This is a genomic window from Catenulispora subtropica, assembly GCF_039531675.1.
Taxonomy (GTDB): Bacteria; Actinomycetota; Actinomycetes; order Streptomycetales; family Catenulisporaceae; genus Catenulispora; species Catenulispora subtropica.
The window spans coordinates 18,135-43,258 of sequence record NZ_BAAAQM010000035.1; the positions used below are offsets into that span (position 1 = coordinate 18,135).

General features: G+C 71.5%; 13 protein-coding genes. All 13 read right to left on the reverse strand.

All coding sequences use genetic code 11. The features are described 5' to 3' along the window. Positions 1 to 2 precede the first annotated feature (2 nt). The 13 genes from efeB to ABD466_RS26855 all read right to left on the reverse strand — a co-directional run bounded on the left by efeB (position 3) and on the right by ABD466_RS26855 (position 25,118). Positions 3 to 1,244, reverse strand: a complete 1,242-nt coding sequence (efeB, locus tag ABD466_RS26795; RefSeq protein WP_344659946.1) for an iron uptake transporter deferrochelatase/peroxidase subunit — start codon at positions 1,242 to 1,244, stop codon at positions 3 to 5. Continuing rightward, positions 1,241 to 2,422 (reverse strand): EfeM/EfeO family lipoprotein, encoded by a 1,182-nt coding sequence (locus tag ABD466_RS26800; RefSeq protein WP_344659947.1) that lies wholly within the window; start codon positions 2,420 to 2,422, stop codon positions 1,241 to 1,243. Before ABD466_RS26800 ends, efeB begins: the two co-directional genes overlap by 4 nt. Before the next feature lie 90 nt (positions 2,423 to 2,512). Continuing rightward, the gene (locus ABD466_RS26805) at positions 2,513 to 3,394 is read right to left on the reverse strand and encodes an alkaline phosphatase family protein (RefSeq protein WP_344659948.1); all 882 of its coding nucleotides are present in this window, start codon (positions 3,392 to 3,394) and stop codon (positions 2,513 to 2,515) included. A gap of 242 nt (positions 3,395 to 3,636) precedes the next feature. Beyond that, the gene (locus ABD466_RS26810; RefSeq protein WP_344659949.1) at positions 3,637 to 4,293 is read right to left on the reverse strand and encodes an HU family DNA-binding protein; all 657 of its coding nucleotides are present in this window, start codon (positions 4,291 to 4,293) and stop codon (positions 3,637 to 3,639) included. Positions 4,294 to 4,371: 78 nt separating this feature from the next. Continuing rightward, positions 4,372 to 5,457 (reverse strand): hypothetical protein, encoded by a 1,086-nt coding sequence (locus ABD466_RS26815; RefSeq protein ID WP_344659950.1) that lies wholly within the window; start codon positions 5,455 to 5,457, stop codon positions 4,372 to 4,374. Next, positions 5,457 to 7,844, reverse strand: a complete 2,388-nt coding sequence (locus tag ABD466_RS26820; RefSeq protein WP_344659951.1) for a hypothetical protein — start codon at positions 7,842 to 7,844, stop codon at positions 5,457 to 5,459. Before ABD466_RS26820 ends, ABD466_RS26815 begins: the two co-directional genes overlap by 1 nt. A 23-nt stretch (positions 7,845 to 7,867) precedes the next feature. Then, on the reverse strand, positions 7,868 to 8,182 hold the full coding sequence (locus ABD466_RS26825) for a hypothetical protein (protein WP_344659952.1): 315 nt from the start codon (positions 8,180 to 8,182) through the stop codon (positions 7,868 to 7,870). Positions 8,183 to 8,388: 206 nt separating this feature from the next. Further along, positions 8,389 to 9,906, reverse strand: a complete 1,518-nt coding sequence (locus ABD466_RS26830; protein ID WP_344659953.1) for an FAD-dependent monooxygenase — start codon at positions 9,904 to 9,906, stop codon at positions 8,389 to 8,391. Between the two features lie 17 nt (positions 9,907 to 9,923). Beyond that, positions 9,924 to 10,664: a thioesterase II family protein gene (locus tag ABD466_RS26835; RefSeq protein WP_344660004.1), complete on the reverse strand. Its 741-nt coding sequence runs from the start codon at positions 10,662 to 10,664 to the stop codon at positions 9,924 to 9,926. Further along, positions 10,661 to 12,007 carry a lysine N(6)-hydroxylase/L-ornithine N(5)-oxygenase family protein gene (locus tag ABD466_RS26840; RefSeq protein ID WP_344659954.1) on the reverse strand — a complete coding sequence of 449 codons (1,347 nt, stop codon included), beginning with the start codon at positions 12,005 to 12,007 and terminating at the stop codon, positions 10,661 to 10,663. The genes ABD466_RS26835 and ABD466_RS26840 overlap by 4 nt, the downstream gene beginning before the upstream one ends. A gap of 148 nt (positions 12,008 to 12,155) precedes the next feature. After that, complete coding sequence (locus tag ABD466_RS26845) at positions 12,156 to 15,368, reverse strand: AMP-binding protein (RefSeq protein WP_344659955.1); 3,213 nt, start codon at positions 15,366 to 15,368, stop codon at positions 12,156 to 12,158. A gap of 110 nt (positions 15,369 to 15,478) precedes the next feature. Next, positions 15,479 to 18,682 carry a type I polyketide synthase gene (locus ABD466_RS26850; protein ID WP_344659956.1) on the reverse strand — a complete coding sequence of 1,068 codons (3,204 nt, stop codon included), beginning with the start codon at positions 18,680 to 18,682 and terminating at the stop codon, positions 15,479 to 15,481. 1 nt (position 18,683) lies between these two features. Beyond that, positions 18,684 to 25,118, reverse strand: a complete 6,435-nt coding sequence (locus ABD466_RS26855; RefSeq protein WP_344659957.1) for a type I polyketide synthase — start codon at positions 25,116 to 25,118, stop codon at positions 18,684 to 18,686. Positions 25,119 to 25,124: the final 6 nt, after the last annotated feature.

The window sequence follows — 25,124 nt, forward strand, 5'->3', positions numbered from 1 at the left end:
GCTCACCGCCCGGCCAGCAGCCCCGACCCCAGGAAGTCGCCCCCACCCCGCACGCCCGGCAGCGCGAAGAAGTACCCGCCCCCGGTCGGCTGGATGTAGTCGACGAGCGGCTCGCCCGCCAGGCGTTCCTGTACGGCCTGGAACTGGCGGACGACGTCCTGCTGGTAGCAGCAGAAGATGAGGCCGACGTCCAGGTCGCCGTTCAGGTCGAGGCCGCGCTCGTAGTTGTAGCCGCGCCGGAGGATCTGCTGGCCGGCCGTGGCGGGGGTGCGGGGGTTGGCCAGGCGGATGTGGGCGTCCATGGGAACGGCATGGCCCTGGGGATCGGCCTCGTAGTCCGGCCTGTCGTGCTCGGAAGCGCCGTCGAGGGGCGCTCCGCTGTCGCGGCGGCGGCCGATCATGTCCTCCTGCTCGTGGAGCGAGACGCGGTCCCAGAATTCGATCAGCATCCTGATGATGCGGACGACCTGATAGGAGCCGCCGGCGGTCCAGGCCGGCTCGGGGCCGGTACCGCGGGTCCAGATCAGGTCGCCGGTGACGCGGGGGTCGGTGACGTCGGGGTTGGCGATGCCGTCCTTGAAGCCGAGCTGGTTGCGGGGCGTGCCGGCGGGGCGGGGCGCGGTGTGGAAGCCGTCGACCTTCCACACGGGCTGCATCCCGGCCCGGGTGTGGCGGGTGATGTCGCGGAGCGCGTGCATCACGGTGTCGCGGGAGTCGGCGCAGATCTGGAGCATCAGGTCGCCGTGCAGTTCCTTCGACCCTTCGACGTGGTCGTCGGGGAAGACCGGCATCGGGGTCAGGCGGGCGGGCTTGCGCGGCGCCAGACCATAGCGGTCGTCGAACAGAGAAGCACCGACGCTGACCGTGACGGTCAGGCCGTCGCTGGGAACGCTCGCACCGAGCGTCGCGCTGTCGGTGGGCGGCGAGGCGACATCGGTCGCGGCCGGGACACCGCCGGAGGTCAGGAACCTGATGCGGTCGGTCAGGGTGCGGAGCAGCGCGCTGAGCCCGGCGGGGTTGCGCGCGGTGACGTCGAAGGCCACGAAGGAGGAGGCGGCCTGCGGCGGGGTGAGGATTCCGGCCTGGTGGTCGCCTTCGAAGGCTATAAGGCGTCCGGAAGGGCCCGGGCCGTCGTCTGCGGCGACGGCGGCAGCGGCCACACCGGCGACGGCCGCCGCTCCCACCGCGCCGGCCGCCCCGGCTGCCGCCCCGCGCAGGAACGACCTGCGCCCGACGCCGTTCACGCGGCAGTCCTCGGCGCCAGCAGGTTCGGAACGGTGGCGAGGTCTTCGAGCAGACCTCCGAGGTCCGCGTCGAGACGGCGGCGCTGATCCGCGGTGACAGCGGCCGCCGCCGTCCAAGCGCCGGCCGGGTCGCGTGTGGCCGTCAGGTCGGCTTGGAAGGCGCCGAGCTCGGTGTCCAGGCGGGCGGTCAGGCCGGGGGCGCGGGCGTCGACCAGGGGCGCCAGCACGGAAAGGACTTCCCTGGTGCCCTCCGCGTTCGCATAGGCGGTCGCGAGGCTGGTGCCGCTGCCGGCGTCGGCGGAGCCGGTGATCTGGAACTGCAGGGTGTTCTCCAAGATCTCGTGAGCACGCAGCGGGAGATCGCCGGGGTCGATCTCCTGGCTCGGGAAGTCGGCTGTCAGACCCTGGACGGCCGCGACCAGCGCCCGGGTCTGGTCATGCAGGTCCGGAGCCGAGGCGCCGTGCCAGAGGCCGTACTCGATGGCGTGCAGACCGGCCCAGTCCTTGTCGGCCGTGCCGCCCGGCAGGCCGGCGGCGGTGGCGTCGATCTGGTCGTCGAAGTCGCCGAAGGAGTCGTAGGCGGCGCCGAGGCGCTCGTAGGCCAGGTGCGCGGGCAGCCAGTCGGACCTCGCCGCGGCGAGGTCACCACGGGCCACGTCGGCGTCCAGGGTCTGGACGGACGCCAGCAAGCTCGGCAGGGCCGCCTCCACCCAGGCGCGGTAGGCGTTCACCGGCGCGGTGAGATCGAGGTCCGGCAGCGGTTTGTAGCCCGCCACGGCGTCGGCGGTGTCGCCGGTGACGGAGAACGCCGCCGTGGTGTGGATCGTGCCGTCGGACAGGACGCAGCGGACGGCGTAGCGTCCGGCGGCGAGGGTCGTGGCCAGCGGCAGGGTGTGGCCGGGGGTCAGCCATGGAATCTCGGCGTAGACGCGGGTGTCGGCGGCGTCCACGAGGTAGACGGTGGCGAAGACGCGGGTGTCGTCGGTGACGGTGAAGGCGACCGGCCCCGCTTCGGCGGTGTGAAGCGGACTGGCGCAGCCCGAGCCGCGGACGCTGATGGAACCGCCGGGCGCCGCGGAGGGGGACTCCGCGGCGCCGGCGGTCGCGGCCGCGAGCGCCGCGATCGGCACCGCCAGAAGACGCGCCTGCCATTGCCACTGCTGGGGGGCAAGGCGCATCGCGGGGGTGTTCCTCTCGCTCGGGCTCGCCGTCGGTGCGGCCGGGGGGACGGGTTCAGTACGACGTCAGATCAGAGCCGCCATCGGCGTTCAGCTCCAGATGTCGGTGATCGGGGCGGCGGTGGCGCTGTTGCCGACGGGGGCGAGCCCGTACATCTTCTCCAGCGTGGCCAGCACGTTGTAGTGGTTGACGGTCTCGCTGTACTGACCGGTCTTCACGCCCGCGCCGACGAAGATGGTCGGGATCTGGTTGCTCTCGGTGTAGTCGTCCTCGTCCCAGGTGACGACCAGCAGGCTGTTGTTGGTCTTGGCCCACTGCGCGTAGGCGTTCAGGTTGTTCTTCAGCCAGGTGTCGCCGGTGGCGACCGAGCCGTCGTGCATGTCGTCGTCGAGGTTCGGGATGACGAACGACAGCGTCGGCAGCGAGGCGTAGCCGCTGCTGGACGGGAACTGCGAGAACGGCACCGAGTCGGTGCCCGGCACGTTGCTGAAGTTCACCCACGGCGAGTGCTTGCGCGCGTACTTGCCGGAGGAGCAGGTCGTCGACCCGACACTGGGCAGGCCCTCGGAGTACCCCTTGAACGTCTTGCCGGCCGCGAGCAGCTCCGACCCCAGGTTGGCGGCATTGCCCTCACTGACCGGGCACTTGTCCGAGGTCAGCCCGAAGGTGCTGCCACCGAACAGCGCCATGTAGTTCGGCTCACTCGGGTGCGTGACCGCGAACGAGCCGGTCATCAGCGCACCCTGCGACGCCAGCGAGTTGATGTACGGCGTACTGGAACTGCCGATGATGTCGCTGTACGAATGGTTCTCCTCGACGACGACCACGACGTGCGCGGGAGTCGGCACCACCCCGGCGGCCGCCGGCACGACCGGTGAGGTGCCCGCCGAGGCGATCGGGACGGCGACGGCGGTCGCGGCGGCGGCGACAGCGGCGGCCGACAGGGACAGGGCCTTGCGGGACATACGCATGGAATCTCTCCTGACACGGGAGGGAGCGGACATGCGGGAAGCAGCAACGGTGATGCTAGAAGCAGGGCCCTGCGACATCAATGACGGAGTAAGCGAAGGCTGCGTGAACATCAGGAGGTTGAAGCCGAGCCCCTGGCAGTCGACACAGAGGACCGGCCGAGCACGTCGCAAACCCTCAACGTGTGATGGGAGTGACTGTTCCGGCGCGGCAGACGGCGAGCGCCGTTCGAGGGGCGGCCGTTCTACTTCTTGCCGGCCTTGCCGCTCTTAGCGGACTTAGCGATCTTGGTCGCCTTGGTGGTCTTGGCAGGCTTGGCGGTCTTGGCAGGCTTGGCGGTCTGGGCTGCCTTCCCGGGCTTCAGAGCCTTGCCGACCGTGGCCTTGGCCGGGCTCGTCTTGGCCGGCTTGGCAGTCGTGGCAGACTTGACCGGCTTGGCGACCTTGGCGACCTTGGCGACCTTGGCGGGCTTGGCGGGCTTAGCGGGCTTCTTCTCCGCGGCCTTGCCCTTCTTCTCCTTGGCTTTCGTCTCCTTGGCCTTCTTCACGGCACCGACGCCGCCGTCCTCCTTGGCCACGTCCGGAGACGCAGGAGAGGCAGCAGCCCCATCGGTGTCCGCCGCCTCGGCCACCTGAGCGCGGAAGGTCTGCCCGGGCTGGAACCGCGGCGACACCCCGGCCGCGATCTGGATCGCCGCCCCGGTCCGCGGATTCCGCCCGACCCGTGCGGCCCGATGGACCCCGTCGAAGGTGCCGAAGCCCAGGACCTGTACCCGCTCCCCCGCGGCCACCCGCCGCATGATGACGTCGAAGACCGCGTCCACGTACGCCCGGGCGTCCCCATCGGTCCCGGACTTCTGGAGTTGCTCCGCCACCTCGACAGCCAGTTCCGCTTTGTTCATCTCGGGTTTCCCTCCCATATCTCAGGATTCCACCTGTGATGCGGCACCGTAGCACCCCAAGATGTACAACTCGGCGTCTCAGTTCTGAGGAAGCCCGACGGCGACGGCGTAGTTGGCGGCACCACCGAGGATCAGCGCACCCGGGCGCAGCACCATGCCTTTGGGCAGGTACAGCGGGATGTGCAGGGCGTCGGTCGGACCACTCATCTTCACGTTGCGTGCCGCCTGGTCATCGGGGTCGACGTCGCTGGCGGCCACCAGCGTCCCGGCACCGTCGGCTGTCACGTGGATCACGTACTGGGGCGTCGTGCGGTACTGCTCCACACGGAAGAAGAAGCCGCCGTGGCCGTCGGAGATCATACCGACGACCTCAAGCTTGGCCAGGTCGCCGGGGACGCCGGGGATCTGCTGCGGGAGCTTGGGCCAGACCGGGGTGCCGGTCTTGGTGATGCCGACGACGTCTTCCAGGAGGGACAGTTCGAGTCCGTGGGTCTGAGGGTCTCCTCGGTCCGGAGCGATCCAGATCGTGTCCTGGGGATCGACGAAGCCGGCTGTCCCGGTGCCGACGTATTCGGGCTGGGCGTCTGGACGTGGCCAGTGAAGATCCTTGAGCTGGTAGACAGACGTCAACGCACCCTGACGGAACTCCCAGACGTTCTTCTGGCCGATGACGATCACCGTGCCATCCGAACGCGCGCCGATCGGCGTGTTGTCGGTCAGCACGGGATAGCCGGGTCCCGAGACGCCCTTGAAGTCGTCCAGACGGGGTGGCGTGCCGGCGTAGAGCACGGTCCCCCAGCCGAAGTAGACCTTGCCATCGGGAGTCCGAGCGAAGCCGACGGGCACCTGCTTGTCAGGCTTCACCGTCAGGCACCGGACGGTCTGTGGCTTGGCGGCGGGACGTAGCGTTGACAGGCAAGGCGGGTCGCCTCGGTGGCCGAGGATCGTCCCGTCGGGCAGCTCAATGGTTCCGAAGTCGCTATAACCGGTCGAGTGGTCGACGTACAGCTTTTCCCCGGACGGCGGAACGCCGACCTGAACCGCACTGCCCGGGGCGGGCGGGACGAAGGCCCCCGGCTTGTCGTCCGAGCATCCGGACAGGAAGAACGCCGCCCCGAACGAGACGAGGGCGATTCCTCGCCGGAACCGGATTTTCGTCGTCATCATTTGCTCAGCGCCAGGCCCTTCACAGCGTGATCGTATCCATCGGAGAGCGGATCATTCATGGCATGGGCGGCGATCTGGGCCTTGATGTTCTCGACCTGGTCCTGCAGCGAGACGATCTGCGCGGGATCACCGCCGCCAGCCTTGAGTGCGGCGATCCGGTACTGGAGATCATCGATCCTCGCAGGGCTCGCGCCTTCGTTCTTCGCGTACCACTCGCCGAAGTCGTTGGCCGCGAGAGGGGAGCTTGAGATGTCCACCAGACCGCCGTGGAACCAGGTCGCGCCCGGCGGTGGCTGCAGCGCGCCCGCGTTGATCAGTCCCTGGACGATCGGGACGTTCAGCTTGGCCTCGCCGGCTGACAGGGCGAACGAGGCTGAGCTCAAGGCGTCGTCGGCGGCGTGGGTGGGCCACATCTTCTCGAAGAACGGTGACAGGACTGGCCCGGACCCGGCCATGGCGGCCTGATACGAAATCGGGCCGACCGACCCCAAGGCACCGACGGCCGCGGTAGCCCATGACTGATAGTTGGTGTGCGCACTGTCGGTCGCGGCGGCGGCGTCGACCCCGGCCTGCTTGTCCAGCAGGTCGAGGCGGCCCAGCACGAATCCGTAGTGCCGGAAGTCAGTCCACTGCTGAGATCCCTGAACCGCGCTGTCGACAAAGCCGACTCCGCCCTGTGCGGAGGACAGCACCCCCGCCCCGATCGCCCCTCGAAGATTGCCCGCGGCGTACGGGTCTGCGGCGAAGCTCTTCAGGACGTTGTCGAGGCTCTTGAGGTCCAGCGGCACGAAATGGGGATTGGAGGAGCCCGCCAGCTTCACCGCGCCGTCGGCGCTCGCCATCAGGCTGTCCAGATGCGCTGCGGAAGCTTGGGACACCGCCATCGCCAGGTTGGGGGGAAGGCCGTTGCCGTCGAGGTTCCGGAAGAGCACACGCGTCGCCGCGGCGGACTCGTCGGGGTGCCCGGCGAGATCGGTGGTCGCGTTGTGGATGATCGCCGCGGACACACCGTCCTTCGCCATTTCCGGATACCACCAGTCCTGGTCCAGAAGCTTCTGCATGTTGGCGTCCACCCTGGCGGCGGCCTCCGCGGAGCCGTCCTGGGGGACCAGCAGATCGCGGCACGCGTCCGCGTTCTCGCTGATCCGGGTCAGGATGCTGCCCTCGAACGTCCAGATCGCCTGGTTGGCCTGGCGGTCGTAGCCGCCCTGCAGGACCCCGGTGCCCGCGGACGCCAGCAGCGTGTGTCCCCACGCCGAGCCCGCCGGTCCGAACGCGAACAGAAGCGCGCCGGGCATCATGTCGCCGTCGAACAGCGGATTCCACACGTCGGCCGGCAGGTGGACGAGCCCGCTGTCGGCGAACGAGCTGGCTGCCGCCACGCCCGAGGCGTAGTTCGCGATGATGTCCTTGCCCGGAAAGTTGTCCAGGTCCGCCTTCTCCGACAGGTTTCCCCGCTTCGGCGCATACAGCTTCAGGACGCCCGCGATCGAGGCCGAGCCGCCCGCGCCGAAGAACGTCTGCAGGTACGCCTGGTCGCCCTGGTGATCACTCAGGTGCTGGCCGACCAGCTGGATGGCGAACTTCGACCAGGGATCGTCGGGATTCTGCAGCGCCTTGGCCAGAATGTCCGCGTCCCGTGACGCCGTCGCGGCTGCGTCGAGGTCCGGTCCGTCGTGCTGAACGAAAACCAGGTCGTCCAGGCGGCCGCCGGATGCGGTGAACCGCTCGGTGAACGTCATGGTGTTGAGCTTGACTGCTCGGGCCGCCGTCTGCGCCGCGGCCTCCAGGGCCGACGTGCAGGTGCGGGTGGCGCTCTCGAAGGCGGTGGTGGCGACGTCGATGTCGTGGCGTGCCCGGGAGATGGTGGGGTAGGCGTCCGGGTGGGCGTCCTCGTGCCCGCCTTTGCTGATGATGTCCGCCACCTTGGCCTGGAAGGCGTTGCTGTCGTAGCCGTGGGAGACCGCGGCGGCCGGGTCGACGCCCAGCTGGCTCCATGCCCCGGAGGCGCTGCTCAGAGCGGCGGCCGTCGCCTGCTGCAGCGAGTCGATGGCCTGCCGGTAGACGTCCAGTGCGTGGGCGGCATCAGCATAGGAACTGTTCATCAGGCCGAGTTGGTCCGGGAACGGTTCGCAAGCGGTCCAGAACGCCTCGCCGGAGGCGCCCAGCCAGGTCATCGCGCTCGGGTCGGACAACAGGTTGGTCACCTGGGTGCGGCTGGAGGTCGCGTCGTCGGCGCGGCCCCCGAGGCGACTGGACAGGATGCGGATGCCGCCGACGTCGCCGGGAGTCGGGTCGCTGTCGAGTCCGACTGCCAGCCACTGAACAGCGGTAGGGCGAGTGGAATCGCCCGGGTCCATGTCGAACCTCGGTCTCGGTGCCATTGTCGTTCTCCCCCGTTAGGTCGTCAAAGCTCCGGTCGGCCACCGAAGGAGTGGTGAGCGCCGCGGGCCTGCTCGGCCAGGTCTGCGTCCACGGTCCGCAGCCGGTCCGCCGACGTCCGGCACATCGTGATCAGAGCATTGAAGTAGGAGTCGATGGACGCCTCACCGAACGACCACTTGAGTTCGAAGTCCGCCAGGGCGTTCCCGGCGGACGGCGCCAGCCATCCCGCCGGCAGGTTCCGGCAGCTGGTGTCGTCGTTGAAGCCGGCCCGCAACGTGGTGAGCCGGTCGGCGAAGGCGTCGATGGCCGCCGGATCGGCGGAGATCCGGTCAGCCATGGGAACGCACCCCTCGATCACTCTGCATGAGACCCCCCGGCCCAAAGTGAAACCCCACGCGACGACTACCATCAGTGACGTGTCGTGTGGGGAGCGTGTGCCGAGTCAAACATCATCAGAGTTCTGAGTCAAGGTGGTTGCGTACCGCGGCATCACAACCGTCGGACGGCGTGGACCGGATCGGTGGCGACCGGTCACCGGAACAGTCAGCGCACCGGGCCGAGCCACGCCGTGAGCGCGGCCCGCAACGCGGAGAAGTCCGGCGCCCCGCTGGCGGCCGCCGCCCACGCGACATGGCCGTCGGGGCGGATCAGCACCGCGGCCGGCGTGGGGATCTCGCCGACGGACGGCACGGCCCAGTGCTCGTCCTCGCTCCGGGCCTCCACCACGTCCATGCGGTCGCCCCAGCGCGCGGCCAGCGCCGCCAGGCCCGCGTTGCCACGCAGGTCGAGCAGGATCGGGCGTGCGGTGTGGAGCAGTTCGTACACGCGGGTCGCCCCGTCCGGCGTCTTGAGGTCGGCGTCCGGGACGCGCCGGCCGGCCAGCGGGTGGCGGCCCTCGGCCGGGTAGCGGATGTCCAGGCCGCTGATCATGCCGCCCAGGTGGCGGTTGACGTCGTCGAAGGTGATGAGCTCGGCGAACACCTCGCGCAGAGCGTCGGTCTGCACGCCCGGGCGCGCCAGCGCGGCCTGGGCCTGCGTGTTCTGGAGCAGGCGCGCCGCGACCGGGTGGCGCTCGGCGTGATAGGTGTCCAGCAAGCTCTCCGGCGCCCGGCCGCGGACCACGGAGGCGAGCTTCCAGCCGAGGTTGACCGCGTCCTGCACCCCCGTGTTCAGGCCCTGGCCGCCGGCCGGGTAGTGGATGTGGGCCGCGTCGCCCGCGAGCAGCACCCGCCCGGCGCGGTAGCGGTCGGCCTGGCGGGCGGCGTCGGCGAACTGCGAGATCCAGCGGGGGTTGCGGATGCCCCAGTCGGTACCGGCCAGCCGGATCAGCGACTCCCGCAACTGCTCGAAGGTCACGACCGCGTCGCGGTCCGAGACGTGGTCGTACTCGGAGGTGATCACCCGGTACCAGCCCGGCTCCAGGGCGATCACCGAGAAGTGGCCGTCCGGGACGCGCCGCATGAAGATGTAGTCCTCGGTCAGGCCGGGAAGTTCGACGTCGCCGAGGAGCGCGGTCATCGTCGCCGGGGTGCCGGGGAAGCCGACGCCCGCCACCTTGCGGACCACGCTCCGCCCGCCGTCGCAGCCCACGAGGTAGCGGGCGGACAGCTTCCTGGGGGCCGCGTCTCCGCCAGCGCCCAGCTCGGCCGTGACGCGGGCGGAGTCCTGGCTGACGCTGGTCACCTCGGAGGACCACAGGACCCGCACGCCGAGCTCGGCGGCCCACTCCTCCAGGATGCGTTCGACGGCGGACTGCGGGAGGTTCAGCGGGTAGCGCCGCCGGGACTCGAAGGACTCGAAATCGAGCCAGAGCCCTGAGAAGTGGCCCACCGCCTGCAACTCGCCGACCGCGAGGAAGCGGTCCAGGATCCCGCGCTGGTCGAGGACCTCGAGAGTGCGTGCGTGCAGGCCGCCGGCCCGCGACTCGCCGGTCCGCTCCGCCAAGCGCTCGGCCACGATCACGTCGACCCCCGCCAGCCGCAGCTCGCAGGCGAGCATCAGACCGGTCGGGCCCGCGCCCGCGATCAGGACCTCGGCGTCGATATCAGCCTCTTCACCCATCGCGCCACGCCTCCCCTTCAGATGCCGCTCAGGACGTCGCAAAGATCTGCCAGCAGCGCGTCCTCCTCGGCCCGGAGGTAGAAGTGCCCGCCGGGAAGCACCCGGAGCCGGAAGCCCATCCGCGTCAGGTCCGCCCACTCGCGCATCAGCTCCGCGGTCACCTCGGTATCGGCGTCCCCGGTGTAGCCGAACACCGGGGCGTCGAGCAGGGGCCGGGGGCCGCCGCGGTACTCGTCCACCATGCGGTAGTCCTCGCGGATCGCGGGGAGCACGATCTCCCGCATCCCGGGGTCGGCGAAGATCTCCGCCCGGCTGTCGTCGAGGCGCAGGACGTCCGCGAGGACCTCCTCATCGGTGCCGGAGTACTTCCGGCCCCACATGGGGAGCGTCTGCGGTGGACGCCGGCCGGACACGCACAACGCGGCCGGCGGGTTTCCCTGCTCCTGGAGGCGCAGTGCCACTTCGTGGGCCACCGAGGCGCCCATGCTGTGGCCGAACAGCACCAGCCGGTTGGTCCGTGCCAGGTCGGCGAGCGCCGCGGCGACGTCGTCGGCCAGCGCTTCCAGCCCGGTCGGGAACGGTTCGGCGAGCCGCTCCTCCCGGCCCGGGTACCGCACGGCGAGCACGCCGATCTCCGGCGGCAGCCCGCGGGACCAGGTGCGGTACGCGCTCGCCCAGCCGCCGGCGTGGGGGAAGCAGATCAGTTTCGTCTTGCACCCTTCGTCATCGCGATAAGGGCGCAGCCAGAGTTCTTTCAGCGGAGGTCCCCTCCGACTTCGGCGAGGACCGCGTGGTCGGCGCCGTGCTCGGCCCGCCGGGCGATGATCGAGTCGGCGATCTCGCCGCTGCGGACGGCGATGTTGGACAGCAGCGACGAGGACAGCCCGTGGCTGTGCTCGGTCCCGCCCTGCAGGTAGATGCCGCACCGCAGGTCGGGGTTGGTGACCAGGCGGTAGTCCCGCTCGACGCGGTAGCGGCCCGCCCCGTCGCGGACGCAGTGCCGCTCGAGGTCGCCGAGCAGGCCGGTGGGCTCCATCGCCTGGTAGCCGGTCGCGCAGACGAGCGCGTCGACGTCGAGCTCGCGCACCTCGGCGTCCGGGCCGGCCTGGAGCAGCACCCTGGTCTCGGCGCCGGCGCGCTTCACGCCCGCCACGCGCGTCAGGTTGAGGAACTCCATACGGCGGACGCCGTGCACCTCGTCGTCGTAGCACCGGCGGTAAAGGTCGCGGATCACGTCGCCGTCCACGACCGAGTAGTTGGTGTTGCGGTGGTAGCGCCAGAACGCCTCGCGGGCCTGTTCGGTGCCGTAGTAGTAGTCGTCGACCGCGCCCGGGTCGAAGACCTGGTTGGCGAACGGGGTGTCGTCGGCGATGGAGTATCCGTAGGACGGGATGATCCCGTAGACCTGGGCGTGCGGGAGTTCGTCGTACAGGAACCTGATGATCTCGGCGGCGCTCTGGCCGGCGCCGACCACGGCCACCCGGTTCAGCTCCCGGGGGTCGGCGCGCCGGAACTTGTCCAGGAACTCGGAGCTGTGCCAGACCCGCTCGTCGCTCGTGGTGCCCTCGGGCATGCTCGGCGCCAGCCCGGTGGAGATCACCACGTTCCGGGCCTGGATGACGCGGTCCCCGCGGCCGGCCGGGTCCGCGACCTCCACCAGCAGCCGGTCGGCCTGCTCCGGGTCGGCGCCCTCGGGCAGCCGGACCGCGGTCACCCGCGACCCGTACGAGACCCGGTCGGCGACCCGCGCCTGCGCCCATTCCAGGTACTGGTGGAACTCCTGGCGGGTCGGGAAGAAATCCTGGTTGTTGACGAACTGCGGAAGCCGTCCTGAGGCGTGCAGAAAGGCGATGAAGCTGAAACTCGACGCCGGATTGCGGAAGGTGACCAGGTCCTTGAGGAAGGATATCTGCATGGTCGCCGACGGCAGCAGCATGTTGCGGTGCCAGCCGAACGCCGACTGGCGTTCCAGGAACAGGCGGCTGACCTCCTGCTCCGCCCCCAGTGCCCGGTACTCGTCGAGGGCGATGGCGAGCGACAGGTTGGACGGGCCGAACCCGACGCCGACCACGTCGTAGGTCTCGAGTTCACGGTTGTTCATAGCGAATTCTCCCAACGGCGAAGGCCGGTGACGCGTCGTCCGCCTATTCGGCGTGGACATTCTTCCGTTGCCGGCAAAGGCCTTTCAATGGTTCTCCGCGTCCCGCCGGCGGGACGCGGATGCCTCGGCGGAACACGCTGCGCGCACATCAGAGGACTTCGCCGTCCTGAGTGCGCCGGCGCAGTGCCGGCCGATTCGAGGCGGCCAGTTCGTCCCACTGGTCCGACAGCCCGATGACGGTGCGCGCCGCGAACAGGGTGCGGATGGAAACCTCCTGATTCAGCTCCGCCCGGATCAGGCCGACCAGCTTGATCGCCCGTACCGAGTTGCCCCCGAGGTCGAAGAAGTCGTCGTCGATGCCCACCCGGCTCACTTCGAGGACGTCGGCGAACGCCTCGGCGAGCACCCGCTCGGTGCGGTTGCGCGGTGCCCGGTAGCGCCCGTCGTCGAACCCCGGCGCCGGCAGCGCCGCGCGGTCGACCCGGCCGTCGGGTGCCGTGGACAGCCGTTCCAGCACCATGAACACCGAGGGCACCATGAACTCCGGCAACCGTCCCGCGGCGAAGCGGCGCAGCTCCTCCTCCGCGACCTCCCGACCGCTCGCCGGGACCACGTAGGCCGCCAGCCGCTGCTGTCCGGAGCCGTCGTCCTTGACGGCCACCACCGCCTGCGCCACGTCCGGATGCCCGGACAGCACCTCCTCGATCTCGGCCGACTCGACACGGGCGTCGCGGATCTGGGCCCGGGCGTCGGCGCGGCCGAGGTGGTCGAGGCCGCCGTCGGTGTTCCAGCGGACACGGTCACCGGTCCGGAACATCACCGCACCGGGCGGGCCGAAGGGACAGGGGACGAACTTCTCAGCGGTCTGCCGAGGCCGGCCGATGTAGCCGCGGGCCAGGCCGGGCCCGGCGACGTACAGCTCTCCGGCCACGCCGGGCGGGACCGGGGTCAGTCCGGGCCCGAGGACGTAGAGCGCTGTGTCCTCCATGGGCCGGCCGAGCGCACCGGAGTCGCGCACCGGCTCCCCGGGGGCCAGCCGGTCGCAGACTGCGAAACCGGCCGTCTCCACGGAACCGTGACCGGTGACGATCGTCAGCTCCGGGCAGGCTTCACGCACGCGGCGCCGCGCGGCCACGGACACCCGGTCGCCGCCGGTCCAGACCTCACGCAGCCCGGCGAGGGCCTCGGGGAGGTCCGCCGCGATCGCCGAGAACAAGCCCGCGGGCAGGAACACCGCGGAGATCTCGTGCGCGGCCACCGCCCCGGCCAAGGCCGAGGCGTCCAGCCGGCCCGGTGGGGCCACGACGATCCGGCCGCCGTTGAGCAGCGGCGTCCACACTTCGAGGGCGAGCGCGTCGAAGGTGGACGGCGAATGCCACAGCACGGTGTGGCGGTCTGTGCCGAACCGGCCGAGGCTGCGGTGTGTCACGGCCACCGCGCCGGTCGAGGCGGCCACCTCGGCCAGAAGGCCGGCTCGATGGGGAGGAGCCGGAGCGGCGCTGCCGGGCGTGTCGGACGCGACGGCGTCGAGCGCGAGCGTCGGGACGCCCGGATCGGCTCCGAGCCCTTCGATGGTCGCCGCGTCGCTGAGCAGCAGACTGACCGGGGACGCCGCGGGAGCCGCCGTCGACAGCGCGGCCGGGTCGGTCGCCAGGTAGGCGGCTCCGGCCTTCACCACGCCGAGGAGTGCCACGACCATGTCGACAGATCGGGGCAGGGCCACCACCACAACCCTCTCCATCGAGGTACCTCGGCTCCGAGGTACCTTGGGGCCGATGGTTGGCGGCTCATCGAGGTCCGGGCGAGCCACCTCCCCGATACCTCGGCGCCGAAGTACCTCGGCCACGAGGTTCGATCGCTCGTCCAGCTCCCGGTAGGACACCTCGAAGCCGTCCGCCACCACGGCGACAGCGTCCGGCGTCTCCCGAACCCGCCGCGCGAAGCGCTCCGTCACCGTCGTCGTGTCACCGTCCGCCGGCGCCGCCGCCGCCGCGGCGCCGCTCGCCGCGGACACCGCGCCGACCGGTCGTTGCGGGTCGGCCACCAGGGCCCGGATGTACGCGAGCAGGTCCTCGCCGATGAAGCGCAGCTCCGCGCTGGAGTACAGCGTCGCCGGGGCGTCGAGCCGCAGGTAGAGGTCGCTGTCCGGGCTGCCGTCGGTGTAGACGCCGAGGGACAGTTCGTCGAAGACGCCGGTCGTCGCGCCGAGGTAGCGGGCCGGGTGGCCGCCGAAGTGCAGGTGCTCCATGAACTCGCCGACGTTGATCACGGCGCCGAAACTGCCGCGGCCGGTCAGGGTGGTGCCGCCGGCGCGCTGGATCTCGGAGTAGTGGCAGGCGGTATGGCCGAAGATCTCATAGGTCTGGTCCACCACCGTGTCGGCGACCTCGGCGAAGGTCGCGCCGAGCGGCACGCGCACGCGGATCGGTGCCACGTTCACCGCCAGGCCCGGTGACTTGCCCGCCGGTCCGACGCGGTTGCCCACCGCCAGCGACATCAGCAGCTCGGGCCGGTCGCACCGGTGCCGGAGGTACACCGCCGCGGCGGCCGTCACCAGCGAGGACATCCACACGTCCAGGGACTTCGCGGTCTCGGCCCAGACGTCCGCCTCGTCGCGGGGGATCGGCAGCGTCCGGCTCACCATGCCCAGACATTCGGACAGCCGGCCCCACCGGTCCTGGCTGCCGGTCGGTTCGTCGAGGGCGGCGCGCGCCGCTTCCGACAGCGCGACGCGGGGCACCTGCGCGGGCGCGGGTGCGTCGGCGAGGTAGTCGCGCCAGAAATCGGTGTCCTCGGCGAACTGCTCGGAGGCGCGGTACCGCACCGCCTCGGCGGCGAAGGACTCGGCGTCCCAGGGCTGCGGGAGGTCGGGGACCTGTGTGCCGCGGGCCATCGCGGTGTAGACCTCGGCCAGACGGCGTGACAGCAGGCCGCCGGCGCCGTGTCCGTCGGACACCAGGTGGTGGTAGGCGATGACCACGAGGGAGCGGTCCGCGGCCAGTTTGACCAGCCCCAGCCGCAGCAGCAGGTCCAGTTCCAGGTCGAACGGCTGCTTCAGCATCTCGGCCAGGGCGTCGCGGGCCGCCTGCTCCGGGTCCGGCTCGTTGCTGAGGTCCAGGAAGAACGGCTGCCAGTCCACCAGGTCCCACGGCACGAGGCGCAGTCCGCCGCCGTCGTCGACGAAGTTGACGCGCAGCACCTCCGCCTCGGTGAGGACGTGCCGGAAGCAGGACTCCATGATCGCCGGGTCCAGCGCGCCTTCCACATCCCACATGGTCAGCGCGTGGTTCAGCATGTCGGGGGCCATCGCCTGTGCCAGCCAGATCCCCTTGTGCGCGGATGACGCGCCGAACGAACGCATACGGACCAACCCCTCAGTACGGGCCCTGAAACGGAGGCATTCGCAGTCCACCCTCGGGGAGGCGGATCACTGGATCAATGCGGTGACGGGCCCGGGCGGACCGGGCCGCGTCAGGACTTGCGTGTCCCGCCGGCGGGACGACCGTCCGGGCGGGACGGGCCGGCCGCGCCGGACGGGCCCGCCAGCGCGGCCATGATGTGATCGGCGACCAGCCTCGGCGTCGGATAGCGCAGCACCGTGTTCGCCTTCAGCCGCAGCCCGGTGGCCGTGGACAGGCGCTTGCTCAGCTCCACCGACAGCAGGGAGTCGAAGCCGATGTCCTTGAACTCCTGGTCGGGTTCGATGTCTGCGCTGCTGGAGTGGCCGAGCACTACTGCGGCCTTCGCAAGGACCTGTTCCAGTACGAGCGCCTCCGCCTCGGCCCGGGAGAGCTTGGGGACCACGTCCGACAACGCGACGAGGTCTTCGCTGTCAGCGGCCTCGGCGGGGGCAGCGGACTCCGGTGCGCCCGGCTCGGACGTCACCGCCCTGGGCGTGGACTCCAGCCAGTACCGCTGCCGCTGGAACGCGTACGTCGGCAGCTCCACCCGTCGACGCGGCCCGAACACGGCGCTCCAGTCCACGGTTCCGCCCCGGACGTGGAACTGGGCCAGGGAGCCGACCACGGATTCGACCTCGCCCCGGTCCCGCCGCGCCGACGCCAGCACCAGGGCGTCTTCGAGGTCTTCGACGATCTCCTGGACCGGCACGGTGAGCACCGGGTGCGGGCTCATCTCGATGAACACCCGGAAGCCGTCGTCGGCCAGGCGGCGCAGGGACGATTCGAAGAGGACCTTCTCGCGCAGGTTGTCGTACCAGTACGTGGCGTCGAGCTGTGCGGTGTCGGTCTTCTCGCCGTGAAGGGTGGAGTAGAAGGGCAGGGCCGACGTGGACGGGCTCAGGCCGGACAGCGCCGCGATCACCTGGTCCCGGATCCGAGCCACCTGGGGCGAGTGCGAGGCGTACTCGACGGAGATCCTCCGGGCCTGGACGCCTTCGGCCGTCAGCTTCTCGACCAGGTCGTCGAGTGCGTCCGGATCGCCGGAGACCACCACGGAGCGGGGCCCGTTGACGACGGCGACGGTCACCCGGTCGTTCCACGGTCCCAGGCGCTCGGCCACGAAGTCCGCGGACTCCACGATCGACGCCATGCTGCCGTGGCCGATCAGCTCTTCCAGGGCCTTGCTGCGCAGCGCCACGGCCTTCGCGGCGTCACGCAGCGACAGCGCGCCGCAGACGTGGGCCGCTGCTATCTCACCCTGGCTGTGCCCGATCACCGCCGCCGGTTCCACGCCCCACGAGCGCCACAGGGCGGCGGTGGACACCATCACAGCGAACAGGGCCGGCTGGACCACGTCCACACGGTCCAGGCTCGGCGCGCCCGTCTCGCCGCGGATCACGGCGAGCAGCGACCAGTCGACGAACTCGGCGAGCGCGGCGCCGCACGCGTCGAGGCTCTCGGCGAACACCGGGAACGTGTCGTACAGCTGCCGGCCCATGCCGACCCACTGCGACCCCTGCCCGGGGAACATGAAGACCACGCCGCCGAGGTCGCCGGCCACGCCGCGCACCAGGCGGGGCGACTCGGTGCCGGAGCTCAGGGCGAGCAGTCCGTCGGTGAGTTCGTCGCGGTCACGGCCCCACACCACGGCTCGATGGTCGAACCCCGACCGGGTCGCGACCAGCGACCATCCGGTGTCGGCGATGTCGAGGCCGGGATCAGCGGCGGCGAAGGCGCGCAGTGTCTCGGCCTGCCGTCCCAGGGCGGTCGCAGTCTTGCCGGACACCGCCCACGGCACCAGGCCGCCCAGGACCGCTGAGACCGGTCCGGACTCATCTCCCCGCTGGTCCTGCTCGGCGTGCTCCCGCGGCCGGTCCTCTTCCAGGATCACGTGCGCGTTGGTCCCGCTGACCCCGAACGACGAGACCCCGGCCCGCCGCGGGCCGTCCGTCCGCGTCCACTCGCGCCCTTCGAGCAGCAGCTCAACCGTTCCGGACGACCAGTCGACGTGCTTCGACGGGGTGTCCACGTGCAGCGTCTTCGGCAGGAACCCGTGCCGCAGGGCCATCACCATCTTCATCACCCCGGCGACCCCGGCGGCGGCCTGGGAGTGACCGATGTTCGACTTCACCGATCCCAGCCACAGCGGCCGGTCTCGCGACCGGTCCCGGCCGTAGGTCGCCAGCAGGGCACCGGCCTCGATGGGGTCGCCGAGCGCGGTGCCGGTGCCGTGCGCCTCGACCGCGTCCACGCCGGAGGCGGCGAGGCCGGCGTTCGCCAGCGCGCGCCGGATCACCTGCTCCTGGGCCAGGCCGTTGGGGGCGGTCAGCCCGTTGCTCGCCCCGTCCTGGTTCACCGCCGAGCCGCGGACCACGGCCAGGACCGGGTGGCCGTTGCGGCGGGCGTCGGACAGCCGCTCCAGCAGCAGCAGTCCCACGCCCTCGGCCCAGCCGGTCCCGTCGGCGGTGTCGGCGAACGACTTGCAGCGGCCGTCGGCCGCCAGGCCGCGCTGGCGGGAGAACTCCAGGAAGATCGCCGGGGTCGCCATCACCGACACGCCGCCGGCCAGCGCCAGCGAGCACTCCCCCGAACGCAGCGCCTGGACCGCCAGGTGCAGCGCCACCAGCGAGGAGGAGCAGGCCGTGTCCACGGACACCGCCGGGCCGGTCAGGCCCAGCTCGTAGGCCACCCGGCCGGAGGCGACGCTCGGCGCGCTGCCGTGCAGCAGGTAGCCCTCGAACTCGTGGCGGCCGCCTTCCAGGAACCGCGACCCGTACTCGGACGAGCAGACCCCGGCGAAGACCCCGACATCGGTCCCGCGCACGGTGGCGGGCACGATGCCGGCGCGTTCGAAGGCCTCCCACGCCGTCTCCAGAAGCAGCCGCTGCTGGGGGTCGACCGCCAGCGCTTCGCGCGGGCTGATGCCGAAGAAGCGGTCGTCGAAGCCGGCCACGTCGGTCAGGAACGAGCCCTGACGCACATACGACCGGCCGACGGCGTCGGGGTCGGGGTCGAAGAGGTCCGGCCACCCGCGGTCGGCGGGGAACTCGCCCACCACGTCGACGCCGTCCCGGACCACGTTCCACAGATCCTCGGGCGAGGTGACGCCTCCCGGGTAGCGGCACGCCATGGCCACCACGGCGATCGGTTCGCCGCGGGCGGCTCTGAGCGCCTCGTTCTCGCGCCGGAGGCGGTCGCGCTCCTCCAGCAGCGAACGCAGTGCGCGCTGGACCCGTTCGCCGCCGTCGGCGGGACGCTCTGCCGAGTCGGTCATGTCACTTACTTCCCTCATCCAGAGCCAGGTCGACGAGTGCTTCCAAGTCCAGGTCCGCGAGTTCGGCGGTGTCGGAGCCGGCCGCCTGCGGCATCGGTCCGCCGGCCGCCGGGGTGGCCGCCTCGGCGCAGGCCAGGACCAGGTCCAGGACGCCCGCGGCCCGGAGCCGGTCGATGGGGACGGTGCGCAGCACCTCACGGATCCGCGCGTCCTCGGCGGCGGCCGGGTCCGGGGCCGGGCGCAGCAGGCCGAGGACGTGCCCGCCCAGCCGGCGCGGCGTGGGATAGCTGAACACGAGCGTGGACGGCAGGCGCAGGCCGGTCGCCGAGGCCAGCCGGTTGCCGAGTTCGACGGAGGTCAGCGAGTCGAACCCGAGGTTCGTGAACGGCTGGTCGGCGTCGACCGCGGCGCCGGACGGATGGCCGAGCACGATGGCGACCTGGTCGCGGACCCAGTCCACCACGGCCGTCTCCGCTTCCGCGTCCGGCAGGGCGGCCACCCGCGCGAGCAGTCCCGCGGCGCCGCCGCGACCGGCCGTCGCCGCTCGGCCCCGGGCCGGACGGCCGCCGTGGACGAGGTCGCGCAGCAGCAGCGGCACGTCCTCCGCGGCTCGGTTCCGCAGCGCGGACAGGTCCAGGCGCGCGGGGACGAGAACCGGCTTGTCGAGCGCGCACGCCGCGTCGAACAGGGCCAGCGCCTCGGCGTTCGGCATCGCCTCGACGCCGAGGCGCCGGACCCGCGCGAAGTCGGTCTCGTCGAGGTTCGAGGTCATCCCGCTGCGCTGCTCCCACCAGCCCCAGCACAGCGAGGTGCCGACCAGGCCCGCGGCCCGGCGCCGGGCCGCGAGGCCGTCGAGGAAGCCGTTCGCCGCGGCGTAGTTCGCCTGTCCTCCGGTGCCGAGCGTGCCGGCCAGCGCGGAGAACAGCACGAACGCCGACAGGGGCCGGCCGCGGGTCAGCTCGTGCAGGACGACCGCGCCGCCGACCTTGGCCTCCAGCACCCGGTCGAAGCTCTCAGGGGTCAGCGACTCGACGGTGCCGTCGGCGAGCGTGCCGGCCGCGTGCACGACGGCGGTCAGCGGGAATCCGGGCGGCAGGTCGTCGAGCAGATCCGCGACGGACTCCCGGTCGGCCACGTCGCAGGCGGCGACGGTCACCCGCGCGCCGGCCCGCTCCAGATCCGCCACCAGTTCGGCGGCACCGTCGGCCGCCATGCCCCGGCGGCTCGCGAGCACCAGGGAGCGCACGCCGCGTTCGGTGACCAGATGCCGCGCCACGAGCGAGCCCACTCCCCCGGTCCCACCGGTGACCAGTACTGTCCCGCCGCCGAACGCGTCGCCGAGTTCGAAGACGATCTTGCCGACGTGGCGGCCCTGACTCATCTCGCGGAACGCCTTACGGGCGTCGCGGACGTGGCGGACGGAGACCGGGTTCAGGTGCAGGTGGCCGTCGGCGAACAGCTCCATGACGGTCCGGAACATCTCGTGGATCAGTTCCGGGCCCGCCTCGTAGAGGTCGAAGGCCTCGTAGACGACGCCGGCGTGCGCGGCCGCGACCTCGGCGGGATCGCGGATGTCCGTCTTGCCCATCTCCACGAAGGCACCGCCGCCGGTCAGCAGGCTCAGCGAGGCGTCGACGAAGTCGTGCGCGAGGGAGTTCAGGACGACGTCCACGCCGTGGCCGTCCGTGGAGGCCCGGAACTTGCCGGCGAAGTCCAGGTCCCGCGAGGAGGCCAGGTGCGCGTCGTCCAGGCCCAGGTCGCGCAGAACCGGCCACTTGCCGGGGCTGGCGGTGCCGTAGACCTCGGCGCCGACGTGCTGTGCGAGCTGCACGGCGGCCATCCCGACGCCGCCGGCCGCGGCGTGGATGAGGATCCGCTGTCCCTTGGCGAGCTTGGTGATGTGGAAGAGCGCATAGTAGGCGGTGAGGAAGACGCCGGGCATGGAGGCGGCTTCGGCGTAGCTCCACGCGTCGGGGATGGGCATGAGCAGGCGGTGGTCCGCCACGGCCACCGGGCCGAAGGCACCGGAGAAGATGCCGGTCACGCGGTCCCCGGGGGCCAGGCCGGTGACGTCGTCCGCGACCTCCAGCACGACGCCGGCGCCCTCGCTGCCGATCTCGGCGTCGATGGCCGTGCGGTCGACCAGGCCCAGGGCGATCGTGACGTCGCGGAAGTTGAGCCCGGCGGCGTGCACGGCGATGCGGACCTGCCCGCTGGTCAGCGGCGCCTCCGCCTCGGGGCTCGGGACCCAGGTGAGGTTCTCCAGCGTGCCCTTGTCCGGGATGCCCAGGCGATGCGCGCCGGCGGCCGGCGGCTCGATCTGATGCTGGACCGGGGCTGCGGGAGCCATCACGGGCGCCAGACAGGTGCCTTCTCGCATGGCCAGCTGGGGCGCGTCCACAGCGAGGGCGTCGGCGAGGCGGGGAGCGGAGGCGTCGTCGAGGTCGATGAGGCGGAACCGGCCGGGGTGTTCGGTCTGGGCGGAGCGGATCAGGCCCCAGACGGAGGCGCCCGGGAGGCTTTCGACGGACGTCCCGGCACCGGTGTCGACGGCCAGGCGGGTGCAGACCACGAGCGTGGAGCCGGCGAGCGCCTCCTCGGCGAGGAAGCGCTGGACCCAGCCCAGCACGAGCTTGTCCGTGGCGCTGATCAGGGCGGGTGGCTCGGCGTCGGCTTCGATGACGTCGTCCAGCCGCAGGACGACGTGGCGAGGCGGTTCGGAGAGGACATCGTCCATCGCCCCGGCCACCGCCCACGTTCCGCCGGAGGTTCCGGACGGCTCGACCGGTCGCCATTCGAGTTCGAACAGCGACCGCTTCCGCCCGGGCTCGGCGCTCGCGGGCCGGAAGGTCAGCGCCTCGATGCGGGCGATCGCGCGGCCGTGGTCGTCGGTGACCGCCACGGCCACGGCGTCTTCACCGGCCGGGCTGATCCGGACCCGGATGGTGGGACCGCAGTCCCCGGCCAGTTCGGCTCCGGACCAGGAGAAGGGCATCCAGGCCCGGCCGTCCTTCACGTCGAGGACGCCGGCGGCGACCACCGCGTGCAGGGCCGCGTCCAGCAGCGCCGGATGCAGCGCGAACCCGCCGTCGTCCGCGGTCGGCGGCAGGGTGGCCAGCGCGAAGACGTCGTCGCCGTACCGCCATACCTCTTGCAGCCCGAGGAAAGCCGGGCCGTAGACGAAGCCCGCGTCCGCGAAGATGTCGTAGAGCTCGGTGATGTCGACCTGTTCGGCCCCGGACGGGGGCCACTCTGCCCGGCTCGGCTCGACCGTCAGTCCCGCTCGCGGCGCGAGAGTGCCCGTCGCATGGCGGGTCCAGGCGTCGTCGCCGGGCCGCGAGTAGACGTCCAGGGGGCGGCGCCCTGTCTCGTCCGGCGCGCCGACGACGACCTGGACCTGCATGTCGCCGGAGAGGGCGAGGGGGACTTCGAGGGAGAGTTCGTCGACCGTCTCACAGCCGACGTGCTCGCCCACCCACAGAGCCAGGTCCAGGTAGGCGGTGGCCGGTATGACGGCCGCGCCGAAGACGGCGTGGTCGGCCAGCCAGTCCTGCTTCCGCAACGACCACAGGCCGGTGAACACCGTTTCGCCGCCGCCGGGATGGTCCACCACGGCGCCCAGCAGCGGGTGTTCCGCGGCCGACAATCCCGCGGAGGCCATGTCCGCGGCTCCTGCTCCGGACTGGAAGTCCAGCCAGTAGCGCTGCCGCTGGAACGCATACGTGGGCAGGTCTATCCGCCGCCGGTTGTCGAACAGCGCGGACCAGTCGACCTTTCCGCCTCGGACGTGCAGCTCGGCGAGGGCGCTGACGAGCGCCGCCGGGCCGCGGTCCTTCCGGGACGCGGACAGGACCACGGCGTCGGCCGCCCCGACGCTCGCGAACGCTTCCTTGGTGAGGCCCGTCAGCGTCGCGCCCGGGCCCACTTCGAGGAAGATCCCGGCACCGGCGGCGCGGGCGTGCTCGACGGCGTCGAAGAAGCGGACGGGTTCGCGGACGTGGCGTGCCCAGTGTGCTGGGGACGTCAGTTCCTCCAGCGTGGCCTCGCGGCCCGTCCGGGTGGAGATGACCGGGATGGTCACGCGTCCGGCGGTCAGGGTGCCGACGGCCTCCTCGAACTCGTCCAGGACCGGATCCATGAGGGGCGAGTGGAAGGCGTGGTCGACTTCGAGCGTCTTCGCCGACGTGCCGGCGGCCAGGAGCTGGTCACGGAGCGCAAGCACGTCCCGGCGCAGACCGGAGACCACCACCGACTCGGGGCCGTTGACCGCGGCGAGGCCGACTCGTCCGGCGGCGGCGAGCAGAGCGCTGACATCGGCTTCCGAAGCACGGACCGCGAGCATGGCGCCCGGTTCGCCGACGGTCTGCATGACGCGTCCGCGGGCGGCCACCAGCCGGGTCGCGTCGGCCAGGCCGAGGGCTCCGGCGACGTGGGCGGCGGCGATCTCGCCGACGGAGTGGCCGATCAGGCGTTTCGGCGTCCCGCACAGCTGCTCCAGCAGGCGGTACGAGGCGACCTCCAGCGCGAACAGCGCCGGTTGGGCGACATCGGTGCGGCCGGCCAGGTGGTCCGCCGGTTCGGCGGCGAGGAGCAGGGCCTCGAGGTCGAAGCGGAGATGGGCGGCGAAGTGTTCGCAGATCTCGTCGAGGGCGGCGGCGAAGACGGGGAACGCGTCATACAGCTCCCGCGCTTTGCCGGCCCACTGCGTTCCCTGGCCCGGGAACATGAAGACCGCGCTGCCGAGCTCCGCGACGACGCCGCGCACGACCCCGGTGGACTCCTCACCGTCGCGCAGCGACAGCAGGCCGCTCAGCAGCGAGTCCCGGTCCGGGCCCAGCACCACCGCGCGGTGATCGAAGGACGACCTGCTCGACAGCAGGGACCAGCCGGCGGCGGCGACGTCCAAGGCCGGGTCGGCTTCGGCGAAGGTACGGAGCCGCTCCGCCTGTTCGCGGAGCGCCGCTTCCGAGCGTGCCGACAGAACCCACGGAACCCAGCCGCCCGCGACGCCGGGCACCGTCTGGTCCTCGGGTGCGGGTTCCGGCTCAGGGGCCTGTTCGAGGATCAGGTGAGCGTTGGTGCCGCTCGCCCCGAACGCCGAAACGGCGGCGCGACGAGGACGTCCGGGCGCGGTCTTCCACGACCGGGCCTCGGTCAGCAGTTCCACCGCGCCGGAGGACCAGTCCACGTGCTTCGTGGGGCGATCGACATGCAGCGTCCGCGGCATGACCTCGTTCCGCAGCGCCATGACCATCTTGATGATGCCGCCGACCCCGGCCGCGGCCTGGGTGTGGCCGATGTTCGACTTCAGCGACCCCAGCCACAGCGGGCTGTCCGGATCGCGCTCCCGGCCGTAGGTCGCCAGCAGCGCCTCGGCCTCGATCGGGTCGCCCAGCGTCGTGCCGGTGCCATGTGCCTCCACCACGTCCACGTCGCCGGCGCGCACCCGGGCGTTCGCGAGCGCCGCGCGGATCACCCGCTGCTGCGCCAGGCCGTTGGGCGCGGTCAGCCCGTTGGACGCCCCGTCCTGGTTGATCGCCGAACCGCGGATGACCGCCCAGATCCGCCTGTCGCCGCGCAGAGCGTCGGACAGGCGCTCCAACACCAGCACGCCGACGCCTTCGGAGAAGCCGGTGCCGTCCGCCGCGTCGGCGAACGCCTTGCACCGGCCGTCGGGGGCCAGGCCCCGCTGCCGCGAGGTCTCGCGGAGCACCTGCGCCGTCGCCATGACCGTGACGCCGCCCGCCAGGGCCAGCGAGCATTCGCCCTGGCGCAGCGACTGCACCGCTTGGTGGACGGCGACCAGCGACGACGAACACGCCGTGTCGGTGGACACCGCCGGGCCCGAAAGGCCCAGCGCATACGCCACCCGGCCCGAGGCCACGCTCAGCAGGGAGCCGGTCTGTCCGTAGCCGGAGATCACTTCGGGCGTGCCGAAGAAGTTCCCGTAGCCGAAGTAGGCGATGCCCGCGAAGACGCCGGTGGCGCTGCCGTGCAGCGTGTGGGGGTTGATCCCGGCGCGCTCCAGGGCCTCCCACGAGGTCTCCAGCAGCAGCCGGTGCTGCGGGTCGGCGGCGAGCGCCTCGCGCGGGTTGATCCCGAAGAACTCGGCGTCGAAGTCCCCCGCGTCGGGCAGGAACCCGCCGGAGCGGGTGTAACAGCTGTTCGGGCGGTCCGGGTCCGGGTCGTACATGCCGTCCAGGTCCCAGTAGCGGTCCTGCGGGAAGTCCGCCACCGCGTCCCCGCCCGAGGCGACGAGGTCCCACAGCGCCTCCGGCGACGTCGCGCCCCCCGGGTAGCGGCAGCCGATGCCGACCACCGCGATCGGCTCGGTGGCGGCCTCGGACAACTCCTCCAGGCGCCGGCGTGTCTCGATCAGCTCGATCGAGGTCCGCTTGAGGTAGCCGAGGACTTCGGCCTTGTCGTCGATGGTCATCGCTCT